At 57.6% G+C, this 12,581-nt stretch carries 9 protein-coding genes; 4 read left to right on the top strand and 5 right to left on the bottom strand.

The annotated features are described in order from the left end of the window. Positions 1–230: 230 nt before the first annotated feature. The 3 genes from IM299_RS12550 (at position 231) to IM299_RS12540 (ending at position 5,451) form a co-directional block, all read left to right on the top strand. Positions 231–2,942 carry a glycosyl hydrolase family 18 protein gene (locus IM299_RS12550; protein WP_193357577.1) on the top strand — a complete coding sequence of 904 codons (2,712 nt, stop codon included), beginning with the start codon at positions 231–233 and terminating at the stop codon, positions 2,940–2,942. Between the two features lie 108 nt (positions 2,943–3,050). Next, positions 3,051–3,491, top strand: a complete 441-nt coding sequence (gene iagB / locus IM299_RS12545; RefSeq protein WP_045261797.1) for a type III secretion system invasion protein IagB — start codon at positions 3,051–3,053, stop codon at positions 3,489–3,491. Between the two features lie 133 nt (positions 3,492–3,624). Next, a complete protein-coding gene (locus IM299_RS12540; RefSeq protein WP_193357576.1) occupies positions 3,625–5,451 on the top strand; it encodes a chitinase in 1,827 nt (608 codons plus the stop codon). Between the two features lie 144 nt (positions 5,452–5,595). Here IM299_RS12540 and IM299_RS12535 read toward each other — a convergent pair whose 3' ends face one another. The 4 genes from IM299_RS12535 to poxB all read right to left on the bottom strand — a co-directional run bounded on the left by IM299_RS12535 (position 5,596) and on the right by poxB (position 10,906). Further along, positions 5,596–6,609 carry an NAD(P)-dependent oxidoreductase gene (locus IM299_RS12535; protein WP_028012536.1) on the bottom strand — a complete coding sequence of 338 codons (1,014 nt, stop codon included), beginning with the start codon at positions 6,607–6,609 and terminating at the stop codon, positions 5,596–5,598. Positions 6,610–6,700: 91 nt separating this feature from the next. Then, the gene (locus IM299_RS12530) at positions 6,701–8,137 is read right to left on the bottom strand and encodes an SDR family oxidoreductase (protein WP_193357575.1); all 1,437 of its coding nucleotides are present in this window, start codon (positions 8,135–8,137) and stop codon (positions 6,701–6,703) included. A 10-nt stretch (positions 8,138–8,147) separates the two neighbouring features. Beyond that, positions 8,148–9,149, bottom strand: a complete 1,002-nt coding sequence (gene ltaE / locus IM299_RS12525; RefSeq protein WP_048957116.1) for a low-specificity L-threonine aldolase — start codon at positions 9,147–9,149, stop codon at positions 8,148–8,150. 38 nt (positions 9,150–9,187) lie between these two features. Continuing rightward, positions 9,188–10,906 (bottom strand): ubiquinone-dependent pyruvate dehydrogenase, encoded by a 1,719-nt coding sequence (gene poxB, locus IM299_RS12520; protein WP_041910648.1) that lies wholly within the window; start codon positions 10,904–10,906, stop codon positions 9,188–9,190. Positions 10,907–11,057: 151 nt separating this feature from the next. Between poxB and IM299_RS12515 the strand changes: the two genes are divergently transcribed. Next, the gene (locus tag IM299_RS12515; protein WP_048957119.1) at positions 11,058–11,492 is read left to right on the top strand and encodes a DoxX family protein; all 435 of its coding nucleotides are present in this window, start codon (positions 11,058–11,060) and stop codon (positions 11,490–11,492) included. Between the two features lie 115 nt (positions 11,493–11,607). Here IM299_RS12515 and hcr read toward each other — a convergent pair whose 3' ends face one another. Then, the gene (hcr, locus tag IM299_RS12510; RefSeq protein ID WP_193357574.1) at positions 11,608–12,576 is read right to left on the bottom strand and encodes an NADH oxidoreductase; all 969 of its coding nucleotides are present in this window, start codon (positions 12,574–12,576) and stop codon (positions 11,608–11,610) included. Between the last annotated feature and the right edge of the window lie 5 nt (positions 12,577–12,581).

Here is a 12,581-nt window from a genome sequence, read left to right as displayed (position 1 = left end):
TTTTTTTGACGGTGGAAGAGAAGGACGTCTCTTTACGCTCAGTGTATCGTAAGGGATATAAGCTACACGGAATTTGGGCTTGTATCTTTTTATGGAGGAATACAGCGCAGCAAAACGTTTTTTTTTCACGGTTGTCAGGTTGGTTTAATACGCATTATGCAAAACAAATCCATGTTCTCAAGGAAGGCATGGTTTATTAACGTTACGAATAAATTTATCAGGAAATAAAAATGAAATTTATGAAGCCTAAATATCTGGCGCTCTTTATTGCAGCGGCTACCAGCTCTGCATTTGCAGCGGCGCCAGGCACTCCGTCTATTAGCAGCGGCAATGATAAATTTGCGCTTGTAGAAGTCGATCAGGCGGCACAGGACTATAACAGCCTCGTTAAAGTTCACCCTGACGGTGTGGATGTGAAGGTTGAGTGGAACGTCTGGAGCGGCGACGCGCCAACCTCTGCCAAAGTCTTGCTGGACGGCCAGACCGTCTGGTCCGGCGCGGGCAGCGCATCTGGCTCTGCGACCTTCAAAGTGAAAAAAGGCGGACGCTACCAGGAGCAAGTGGAACTCTGTAATGCCAGCGGCTGCACCAAAAGCGCCAGCAAGCTGATTATCGTTGCGGACACCGACGGTAGCCACCTGCTGCCGCTGAACGCGCCGATGCAGGAAAACAACAAAACCTTCGCGCAGCATACCGATAAAGTGGTCGGCGCCTACTTCCCTGAGTGGGGCGTGTATGGCCGCAACTTCCCGGTGGATAAAATCCCTGCGGCTAACCTGAACCACATTCTGTACGGCTTCATTCCCATCTGCGGCGGCGACGGTATCAACGACAGCCTGAAATCCATTGAGGGCGGCAACAGCTTTGAAGCCCTGAAACGCGCCTGTAACGGCCGTCAGGACTACACTGTGGCTATCCACGACCCCTGGGCTGCTCTGCAAAAACCGCAGGCCGGTGTCTCCGGATGGGATGACCCGTACAAAGGTAACTTTGGTCAACTGATGGCGCTGAAAAAAGCCCACCCGGGCCTGAAGGTACTGCCGTCTATCGGCGGCTGGACCCTGTCAGACCCGTTCTATCAGATGAACGATCCGGCCATTCGCGCACGCTTCGTCTCCTCCGTGAAAGAGTTCCTGCAGACCTGGAAGTTCTTTGACGGCGTGGATATCGACTGGGAATTCCCGGGCGGCGGCGGTGAGAACGCAGCATTGGGTAACCCGCAGCAGGATAAGGCAACCTACACTGCGCTGATGCACGACCTGCGCGCAATGATGGATGAGCTTTCTGCACAAACCGGCCGTACCTACGAACTGACCACGGCGATTGGTTCCGGTAAAGATAAGATTGAAGATGTGGACTACACCACGGCACAGCAGTATCTCGATCATATCTTCCTGATGAGCTACGACTTCTACGGCGCGTGGAGCAACACGGTTCTGGGCCATCAGGCGGCGCTGCACGCGCCGGCATGGCGTCCTGACACGGACTACACCACCGAAAACGGCGTGAACGCGCTGCTGCAGCAGGGCGTACAGCCTGGCAAAATTGTGGTGGGTGCGGGCATGTACGGTCGCGGCTGGACCGGCGTACACGGCCAGACGGGCAACAATCCGTTCACCGGTACCGCAACGGGTCCGGTGAAAGGTACCTGGGAACCGGGCGTGGTGGATTACCGTCAAATTGTGAACGAGTACAAAGGCAAGCCAGGCTGGGAATACGGTTATGACGCTGACGCAGAAGCGCCTTACGTCTTCAACAAGTCAACCGGCGACCTGATCTCTTACGAGGATGCGCGCTCCGCTGCGGCAAAAGGCAAATACGTTCTGGCCAACCACCTGGGCGGTCTGTTCTCCTGGTCTATTGACTCTGACAACGGCGACATTCTGAATGCGATGAACGAAAGCCTGCTGGGCGGCTCGACTCCGGTTGAACCGGTGGTCACTAACCACGCGCCAATCGCGTCATCTGCCGATCAGAACGTCTCTGGCCCGGCAACCGTCACGCTTGATGGCTCTGCTTCCAGCGATCCAGACGGCGATGCGATCACCTACAAATGGACCCAGATCTCTGGTCCATCGGTGGCCCTCACCAACAGCACCAAAGCGAAAGCAACCTTCAACGTTGCGGCAGCGACCAGCGACCAGACCATGGCGTTCCGCCTGACGGTAACGGATGCAAAAGGGCTTAGCAACGCGATTGACGTGCAGGTTGTGAACAAAGCGCCGAAAGCGAACCAGGCACCCGTGGTGAACGCCATGGAAGCGGTGACGCTGCAGGCCGGTGAAACCTACGCTCTGCACGCGCAGGCTGTCGATCCAGACGGTGATGCGCTGACTTACGCCTGGAGCGTTCCGGCGGATATGCACGCGACCGGTACTGATACCGCGAACGTGACCATCACTGCGCCAGAAGTGACCGCAACCTCTACCTACACCCTGAGCGTAGTGGTAGGCGACGGTAAAACCAGCGTGCAGTCTAACGTACAGGTGACAGTGAATCCGAAACCGGCTGACGTTACGCCACCGGCTGATGAGGTTACCCCACCTTCTGACGAGGTTACCCCTCCGGCTGATGACGTGGCTCCGCCATCCGAGGAAGGCACTGCAACCGGTAGCTGCGACGCGCCTGTCGATGCTAACGCCAGCAAATATGTCGCGTGGGATGCCAGCAAAATCTACAACAATGGCGATACCGTAAGCTTCGATCATCTGGTGTGGAAAGCGAAGTACTGGACGCAGGGCAACCAGCCTGGCTTCGGTGTGGATGCATGGGAACTGGTGAGCAACGTGAAGATGAACTGGCGTTCTGACCTGGTCTATAACGGCGGTGATACCACCACTTACCAGGGCAGCGTTTACCGTGCCAAATGGTGGACCCGTGGTGATAACCCGGCCAACAGCGACGTATGGGTAAAAGAAGGCGCAGCAACAGACTGCAAATAATCTAACCCGATAATCACTCACCATCTCCGCCGGAGGTGGTGAGTGATTCAAAATTCATTTTACAGGATGTTGCTAAGGAGAAATCACTGACGCTTACAGCAGGTAAAAATGAAAAAGTTAATATTGTTGTTATTGATAATAAGCCAAAGCGCACTGGCAAATTGTTGGGACAGAGCTGCGCATTATTATCATGTCGATCCTTATTTGCTGTATGCCATTGCTAACGTTGAATCCGGGATGAACCCGTATGCGGTTGGGCAAAACCACGATGGCACTCGCGATGTGGGATTAATGCAAATAAACAGCTCGCACTTTACTGAGCTTGAGAGCAAAGGCATTGATGAATATCAGTTGATGGCCGAACCCTGTACCTCAATTATGGTGGGAGCGTCAATTCTCTCAAACATGATTAAGGTCTACGGCTATAACTGGGAAGCGGTGGGAGCTTATAACGCCGGGTTGAAAAAAGAGAATTATCCGCAGCGTATGATGTATGCCCACAAAGTCTGGAAAAAATATCAGGAATTGAAATTAGCAGCGCGTTATTAACGTTTTTTATTTTTGAAGAATTCCTTTTGGTGTTCTTCGAAAAGTGAAAACAGCTGTCTGTGGTTTATTTATTAATGGATTAATACATAAACCGGGATTCTTTTTTTAATCTTAACGAAACAGGAATATTGAAATGAACAAAAGGACGTTACTGAGTGTACTTGTTGCTGGTGCTTGCGTTGCACCTTTTATGGCGCAGGCTGCCTCTTTGCAGGCGACCACCGGCGAGCCGTACACCATGAAAGCCAGCGATCTGGCGAAGAAAGAGCAGGAGCTCACTAACTTCCCGCTGATGACCTCCGTTAAAGAGACGATTCAGACCCTTGATAACGCGCAGGTCGAAATGATTGAGCCAGGCCGTGCGGCGAACCCGGACAACGTTAAGCGCGTGGAAGGGATCGTGAAGGCCAGCGACTGGGATTATCTCTTCCCGCTGCGCGCTCAGGCCTATACCTACAGCAACTTCCTGAAAGCCGTAGGTAAATTCCCGGCGCTGTGTAAGACCTATAACGACGGTCGCGACAGCGATGCGATCTGCCGCAAAGAGCTGGCCACCATGTTTGCCCACTTTGCCCAGGAAACCGGCGGCCACGAAAGCTGGCGTCCGGAAGCCGAGTGGCGTCAGGCGCTGGTCCACGTGCGTGAAATGGGCTGGAGCGAAGGGCAGAAGGGCGGCTATAACGGCGAATGTGACCCGAAAGTATGGCAGGGCCAGACCTGGCCGTGCGGTAAGGATAAAGACGGCGACTTCCTGAGCTACTTCGGTCGCGGCGCGAAGCAGCTGTCCTACAACTACAACTACGGTCCGTTCTCCGAAGCAATGTACGGCGACGTGCGTACCCTGCTGGATAAACCTGAGCTGGTGGCGGATACCTGGCTGAACCTGGCGAGCGCGATCTTCTTCTTTGCCTACCCGCAGCCGCCAAAACCAAGCATGCTGCAGGTTATCGACGGCACGTGGCAGCCGAACGATCATGATAAAGCCAACGGTCTGGTCCCTGGCTTCGGTGTGACCACCCAGATCATCAACGGCGGCGTAGAGTGCGGCGGCCCGACTGAAATTGCTCAGTCTCAGAACCGTATCAAGTACTACAAAGAGTTCGCGAACTACCTGAAAGTGCCTGTTCCGGCCAATGAAGTGCTGGGCTGCGCCAACATGAAGCAGTTCGACGAATACGGTGCCGGCGCCCTGAAGATCTTCTGGGAGCAGGACTGGGGATGGAGCGCGGATACGCCAGACGGTAAGACCTACGCGTGCCAGCTGGTGGGCTACCAGACGCCGTTCAGCGCGTTCAAAGACGGCGACTATACCAAGTGCGTGCAGAAGTTCTATAACGTCAATATCGTGAACGATGACGGCTCTGCCGTAACGCCGGACGAAACCCCGGTAACGCCAGCGCCAACGCCTTCAGAAGATGAAACGCCGGCACCAGCTCCAGCGCCAACGCCGGATGAAACCCCGGCTGAACCTGTTGCGGTGAACCACGCGCCGGTTGCGCAGATTGCGGGTCCAATCGGTGCCGTTGAAGCGGGCGCACAGGTTTCTCTGAGCGCGGAAGGCTCTACCGACGCGGACGGCAACAAGCTGACCTACACCTGGCATTCTCAGGATGGCCAGACTGTGACCGGCGAAGATAAAGCGGTGGTGACCTTCAAGGCGCCTGAGTCCGCAACGGCGCAGCAGATTGAAATCAGCCTGACCGTCAGCGATGGCGAGCTGACCAATACCACCACTTACCTGCTGAACGTGAAAGCGAAAGCGGCAACGCCATCAGGTGACGAAGGTGCTTACCCGGCGTGGAGCGCGAACAGCAAGTACAACGCAGGTGATATCGTGAACAACCACGGTAAACTGTTCCAGTGCAAACCGTTCCCGTACAGCGGCTGGTGTAACAACGCCCCGGCATACTATGAACCAGGAGCAGGTCTGGCATGGGCTGATGCCTGGACGGCATTATAAACAGCAAACGGCAACCCTCGGGTTGCCGTTTTAGTGTCTGCACCCTCTCCCCGTGGGAGAGGGTCGGGGTGAGGGCATCAGGCCGCACACTCTGTCTTTTGCCGGGTGGCGCTGCGCTTACCCGGCCTACATGAGGCTGGAGGCTTACCGGTGCAACTTCCCGTGATCCCGTAACCACGCCGCCGTGCGCACAATGCCTTCATCCAGCGTCACAATCGGCTTATACCCCAGCTCAGTCTCCGCGCGCGTGATATCCAGCGTAAAATCAAAGTTAAGCTTCGATACGCCGTAGTGCGTCAGCGCGGGCTCTTTGGCGGATTTACTGCCAAAACGCTCCATGCTGCGGGCGATCATGTCCAGCATCGGGTAGGGCACGGAACGGATACGGCAGTCGATCTGCAGTTCATCAATCAGCCGCTGCACGATGCTGCGCAATGTGCACGGTTCACCGTTGGTGATGTTATAGGCGCGACCGGAGATAAGCTTATCGCAGTCCGGCTGGCTTGCCAGCCACATGGCGTGGACGGCATTTTCGTAATAGGTCATGTCCACCAGCGCATCGCCGCCGCGCGGCAGCAGCACGCTGCCGTAGTGGTGCATCATCTGCGCCAGACGCGGAATAAACACTTTGTCGTGCGGTCCGAAGAGGCTTTGCGGGCGCAGGACGGTAAAACGGGTATGCGGGTTTGACTGCGCCAGCAGGTCGATCACCTCTTCGCTGGCCGCCTTGCTGCGGGCAAACTCGCAGGCAAAGCGAGCAGGGCGGAAATCTTCCTGCACGTCGCGATGGTGGTGATAATCAAAATAGAGCGACGGGGAGGAGATATGGATAAAGTTACGCACGCCCCAGGCGACGGCCCATTCGCCCAGACGACGCGTGGCGCGCACGTTGGCGAGATCGAAGGCTTCCTGGGTTCCCCACGGGGAGGTAAAACTGGAGCAGTGCCACAGCGTGTCGATACCGGCGAGCATCACCTTCGCCTGCGAGGAGACCAGCTCCGTCAGGTCGGCATGGACGAACTCCGCGCCCATTTTTTGCAGCAGTTTCCCCATCGCTTCGTTGCGACCGGTGGCCCTGACGCTGATGCCCTTGTTGCGCAGAAATTCGACCGCATTTCGGCCTAAGCCGCTGGTCGCCCCGGTAACCAGTACCTTCATATCAATCCACTGTGTTGAAAAGAATTTCGTGCGCATTCTTTCGTGAATTACGATGTGTTGCAATGGGAAAGGTGAAAGAAAGAGGGTTTTATTAACTTATTTTCGTCTTTTGTTCTGCCAGTTGCGCAATGCGTTTTGCCATTCCCCGGAAGATAAACAGATGGGCGGGGATCATAAACAGCCAGTAGAACAGACCCGGCATCCCGTGTGGGTGCCACCAGGCGCGAACGTCCAGTTCCCGATGGTCGCCTTTGTCCTTAAGCGTAAAGCAGAGCCGCCCCAGCCCCGGCGCCTTCATGCCGAACAGTAGCGCCAGCTGTTTTTCCGGCTCGACGACGATCACCTTCCAGCTGTCGACCGCATCGCCTGGCTTAAGATACGGATGCGCCGGGCGGCCTTTCGCCAGCCGGTGACCGACCAGCAGATCCATCGCACCGCGCGTCTGCCAGAGGATATTGCCGAAGAAATAGCGCTCTTTGCCGCCGATCTGGTTCACCACTTCCCACAGCGCGTGAAGGCTGGCAGAGGTTTTTACCGTGCAGCCCGCCTGTTTCGGGTAATAGCCGTACTCGGGGCGCCAGCGGGCAAAGGCCTGCGCGTCGTAGCCCCAGTCGCTGGAGTTCACCAGCTTCTCTTCTTCTTTCAGCGTATGGCGCACCGCGTCGTCAAAGCGGATCAACGCCTGGGGGATCAATGCGCGCAGCGCGCGATCGTCCGCCAGCAGATCGTGCTTTAGCCCCTGGATCAGTGCTTTGGCAGTCGTCGGGGGAACCGAGGTGATCACATTCAAAAACCACACCGATATCCAGCGGGTCGGGAAGGGGATGGGGATCAGCCAGCGGCGGCGTCCGCTGACGCGCATGAAATGTTCGAACTGCTCCTGATAGCTCAGCACTTCCGGGCCTGCCGCCTCCAGCACGCGGTGTTGCTCTGCCGGGTGATCCAGCAGGGCCACCAGATAGTGGAGCAAATTCTCCAGCGCAATCGGCGTGGTGCGCGAGCGCACCCAGCGCGGCGGGGTCAGCACCGGCAGGTTGTAGACCATATCGCGCATTACTTCGAAGGCGGCGGAACCCGCGCCGACGATGATCCCGGCGCGCAGTTCGGTGACGGGAATATTCGCCCCGCGCAGCGTGTCTGCCGTCAGCTGGCGGGCGCGCAGATGGTCGGACTGCTCGCGTTCGGGTGCCTGGAGCGAGCTTAAAAAAATCACCTGCTTAACCGGGGTTTGCAGCAGGGCATCGCGGACGTTCATCGCCACCTGACGCTCGTGGGCGATAAAATCCCCGCCTTCGCCCATGCTGTGGACCAGGTAGTAAAGCGTGTCGACCCCTTCCAGCAGCGCGGGGAGTTCCTTCGGCCAGTTGAGATCGACGTTGTGACAGGTCACGCCAGGCAAACCAAGCTTTTGCAGGCGCTCGGTATTGCGTGCCGCTGCCCGCACCTGATGCCCCTGCTGGCTTAATGCAGTAGTGAGGTGCTGACCGATATATCCGCTGGCGCCAAGCACCAGAATACGTTGCGGCACGTGATGCTCCTTAACGCTGTAAAAACGCCTGCCAGTGTTTCACCACGTCCGCCAGCTGTTCGCGGTTCACGTCGAGATGCATCACCAGGCGCACGACCGGGGAGGCGTTGATCAGTACGCCACGCGCTTTCATAAATTCACCCAGCGCAGCGGCGTGCTCGTCGCCCACGCGCACAAAAAGCATGTTGGTGTCGTGACGCATCACGTCCGCGCCTATCTCGCGCAGCTGCGTTGCCATCCACGCGGCGTTGTCATGATCGTCCTTGAGGCGTGCCACGTTATTTTTTAACGCGTACAGTCCCGCAGCCGCCAGAATGCCCGCCTGACGCATGCCGCCGCCGGTCATTTTACGCCAGCGGTTGGCGCGCTTGATGTAGTCTGCGCTGCCGACCAGCAGCGAACCCACCGGCGTACCCAGCCCTTTTGAGAGGCAAATGGTGAACGAGTCGCAATATTGTGTGATGTCCTTCAGCTCGCAGCCATACTCCACCACGGCGTTAAAGATGCGCGCGCCGTCGACGTGCAGGCCGAGGTTGCGCTCGCGGGTAAACGCCCATGCTGCTTTCAGGTATTCGCGCGGCAGCACTTTACCGTTGTGGGTGTTTTCGAGGCTGAGCAGCCGGGTGCGGGCGAAGTGAATATCGTCAGCTTTGATTTTTGCCGCGACTTTATCCAGCGGCAGGGTGCCGTCCGACGCGGCGTCAATCGGCTGCGGCTGAATGCTACCGAGCACCGCCGCGCCGCCAGCTTCGTACAGGTAGTTATGCGCACCCTGGCCGACGATATACTCTTCGCCGCGCTCGCAGTGGCTGAGCAGCGCCACCAGGTTAGCCTGCGTGCCGGTCGGCAGGAACAGCGCGGCCTCCTTGCCGCTCAGCTCTGCCGCATAGCGCTGCAGTTCGTTGACCGTCGGGTCATCGCCGTAGACGTCGTCCCCGACTGGGGCGGCCATCATCTCTTCGAGCATGGCGCGGCTCGGGCGGGTAACGGTATCACTACGCAAATCAATCATTTCACATCCCTTTATTTTAAGAGGTCATGCGAAACGTTTTACCTGAGCCAGTTGGTTTTTGCCAGTTCGATCACTTCGTCACCGCGCCCGCTGATGATGGCGCGCAGCATGTAGAGGCTAAAACCTTTGGCCTGTTCCAGCTTGATCTGCGGCGGGATCGCCAGCTCTTCTTTGGCGACGACGACGTCAACCAGTACCGGACCGTCGATGGAGAAGGCGCGCTGCAGGGCTTCATCCACCTCTGAGGCTTTCTCCACGCGAATACCGGTGATGCCGCACGCTTCGGCGATGCGGGCAAAGTTGGTGTCGTGCAACTCGGTGCCATCCGTGAGATAGCCTCCGGCCTTCATCTCCATCGCCACGAAGCCCAGCACGCTGTTGTTAAAGACCACGATTTTCAGCGGAAGCTTCATCTGCACCACCGACAGGAAATCCCCCATCAGCATGCTGAACCCGCCGTCGCCGCACATCGCCACGACCTGACGCTCCGGTGCCGTCGCTTTTGCCCCCAGCGCCTGCGGCATGGCGTTGGCCATCGAGCCGTGGTTGAACGAGCCGAGCAGGCGACGTTTGCCGTTCATCTTCAGGTAGCGCGCCGCCCAGACGGTTGGCGTGCCGACGTCGCAGGTAAAAATAGCGTCGTCGTCCGCAAAATGGCTGATCTGCTGCGCCAGATACTGCGGGTGGATGGCTTTGTCGCTCGGTTTGGCGAGGTCGTCCAGCCCCTTGCGCGCATCGCGGTAGTCGCTCAACGCTTTATCGAGGAATTTGCGGTCGGTTTTCTCTTCCAGCAGCGGCAGCAGGGCGGCAAGGGTGGATTTAATATCGCCCACCAGCGCCATATCGACCTTGCTGTGCGCGCCGATGCTGGCCGGGTTGATATCAATCTGAATGATTTTGGCATCCGTCGGGTAGAACGCGCGGTACGGGAACTGGGTGCCGAGCAGGATCAGCGTGTCGGCGTTCATCATGGTGTGGAAGCCGGAAGAAAAACCGATCAGCCCGGTCATGCCCACATCGTACGGGTTATCGTATTCGACGTGCTCTTTGCCGCGCAGGGCGTGGACGATGGGCGCTTTGAGCTTACCGGCAAATTCCAGCAGCTCTTTATGCGCGCCCGCACAGCCGCTGCCGCACATCAGGGCGATATTGCTGGAGTAGCGCAGCAGCTGCGCCAGCTTTTTCAGCTCCTCTTCGGCTGGCGTTACCACCGGCTGCGGAGCGTGATACCAGTGGGTGCTGGCCCCTTCAGGCGCAGCCTTGAGCGCCACATCTCCCGGGATAACGACCACGGAAACGCCACGGTTTAGCACGGCTTTGCGCATGGCGATCGCCAGCACCTGCGGGATCTGCTCCGGGGATGAAACCAGCTCACAGTAGTGGCTGCATTCACGGAACAGCTCCTGCGGATGCGTCTCCTGAAAATAGCCGCTGCCGATTTCGGAAGAGGGGATATGGGCGGCAATCGCCAGCACCGGCACGTGGTTACGGTGACAGTCGAACAGGCCGTTGATCAGATGCAGGTTGCCAGGCCCGCACGAGCCTGCACATACGGCCAGTTCTCCTGTGAGCTGCGCTTCGGCACCGGCAGCGAAGGCAGCGACCTCCTCATGACGGGTCGGCATCCATTCGATGGTTTTCATCTTGTTCAGGCTGTCGCTAAGCCCGTTCAGGGAATCGCCTGTCACGCCCCAGATACGTTTTACGCCAGCCTGTTCGAGCGTTTTCGCTATATATGCAGCCACGGTTTGTTTCATGGTTGTCCGTCTCCTTTTTGTGATATCGCTTACAAGCTTAGAAGAAAGTCACTGTATTGCCCGTCAAATCCCCCCATTTAAAAGGTGCTTTTCACGCGCCACGCTTAGGCATAATCTGGTGATGCCTCAGTGAAAACAGGAATCATTTCAAATGGTTAAATCATTGTTAATTGCTGTTAATAAAAAGCTATCGTGCGACGATCTTGGCAAACTCTTGTTACGACTTGCCGTCGGCGGGCTGATGCTTTTTCACGGTTTGCATAAGCTGTTTGGCGGCGTGGGCTTTATCAGCGGCATGCTGGTAGAGAAAGGGCTGCCGGGATTTATTGCCTACGGCGTGTTGATTGGCGAAGTGGTGGCACCGATCCTGATTATTGTCGGGCTCTTTACGCGCCCGGCTGCGCTGGTGCTGGCGTTTACGATGATTGTAGCGTGGCTGATGGTGGGAACGAGTGAAACGTTCGCTCTCGATAAGGTTGGGGCATGGGCGATTGAAAGCCTGGTGTACTTCTTTATTGGCTCGCTGGCAGTCGCGTTTTTAGGGGCAGGGCGGTTTGCGGTAGGGAAAGCTCCAGCGTGGCGGTGAGGATAACAAAAGCCCGGTGGCGCTAGCGCTTACCGGGCCTGTGAAGAGCAAACCTGTACAAAGTAGGCTGGGTAAACGCAGTGCCACCCGGCAAAGAAGGGGGCACCGCAGCGGATTACGCCAGCACCAGATCCCCCTGCGGATGACAGGAACATGCCAGCACATAGCCCTCGGCAATTTCCGCGTCGGTCAGCGTCATGGTACTGGTGACGCTGTACTCCCCGGAAACCACCTTCGTCTTACAGCAGCCGCACACGCCCGCACGGCAGGCCGCGACTACCGGCATCTTGTTGCTTTCCAGCGCTTCCAGCAGCGTGGTGCCCACGCGGCCAAAGAAGGTCTGTGCGGGCTGCAGTTTGGTGAACTGAATCCCGCTGGTTGCCGCTTCCGCCACCGGCGTGAAGAACTGCTCTTTGAAGAAGCGGGTCACGCCAAGCGCTCTAACTTCTTTCTCCACGATATCCATGTACGGCGCAGGGCCGCAGGTCATCACGGTACGGTTCGCAATGTCCGGCACGCTTTGCAGTAGCTCGCGGCTCAGGCGACCGGGCACAAAACCGTGGGTCGCGTTGTGTTCCGCCACCAGCGTCACCGGATAATCACGCCACTCCTCGGCAAAAATCACATCTTCCGGAGAGCGCACGCTGAAGATTGTCTGCACGTCGGCCTGCGGGCGGTTCTTCGCCAGCCAGCGGCGCATCGACATGATCGGCGTTACGCCGCAGCCCGCCGCCAGCAGCAGGAATTTATCGTCTGCCTTGTCGTCACAGGTGAAATCCCCCTGCGCGTCAGACAGCCAGATGTAATCCCCGCGCTTCACGTCACGGGTCAGCCACTGGGAGCCTGCACCGTCATCAATGCGGCGGATAGTGAGCGTAATGTACTCGCTCACGCCCGGCGTGGAGGAGATCGTATAGGCGCGAAGCGTGTCCGCCGAGTTGCGAACGCTGACCAGCGCATACTGGCCCGCACGGTACGGATAGTAGTCGTGGCAGAGCAGCGACAGCGTCCACACATCCGGCGTCTCCTGATGGATGTGATGAACCTGCATCCGCCACGGACATTGTGAGGTTGGCATGGTCATGAATC

This window comes from Enterobacter cloacae complex sp. P47BA, assembly GCF_014930485.1.
Lineage (GTDB): Bacteria > Pseudomonadota > Gammaproteobacteria > Enterobacterales > Enterobacteriaceae > Enterobacter > Enterobacter bugandensis.
The sequence above is the reverse complement of the archived record's forward strand: the minus strand, read 5'-3'. Positions and strand labels throughout refer to the sequence as shown.

Coding starts and splice junctions, on each gene's coding strand:
- IM299_RS12535 (WP_028012536.1), bottom strand. CDS start 6,609: ATGAAGGTACTGGTTACCGGGGCGACCAGCGGCTTAGGCCGAAATGCG.
- IM299_RS12515 (WP_048957119.1), top strand. CDS start 11,058: ATGGTTAAATCATTGTTAATTGCTGTTAATAAAAAGCTATCGTGCGAC.
- iagB (WP_045261797.1), top strand. CDS start 3,051: ATGAAAAAGTTAATATTGTTGTTATTGATAATAAGCCAAAGCGCACTG.
- ltaE (WP_048957116.1), bottom strand. CDS start 9,149: ATGATTGATTTGCGTAGTGATACCGTTACCCGCCCGAGCCGCGCCATG.
- hcr (WP_193357574.1), bottom strand. CDS start 12,576: ATGACCATGCCAACCTCACAATGTCCGTGGCGGATGCAGGTTCATCAC.
- IM299_RS12540 (WP_193357576.1), top strand. CDS start 3,625: ATGAACAAAAGGACGTTACTGAGTGTACTTGTTGCTGGTGCTTGCGTT.
- poxB (WP_041910648.1), bottom strand. CDS start 10,906: ATGAAACAAACCGTGGCTGCATATATAGCGAAAACGCTCGAACAGGCT.
- IM299_RS12550 (WP_193357577.1), top strand. CDS start 231: ATGAAATTTATGAAGCCTAAATATCTGGCGCTCTTTATTGCAGCGGCT.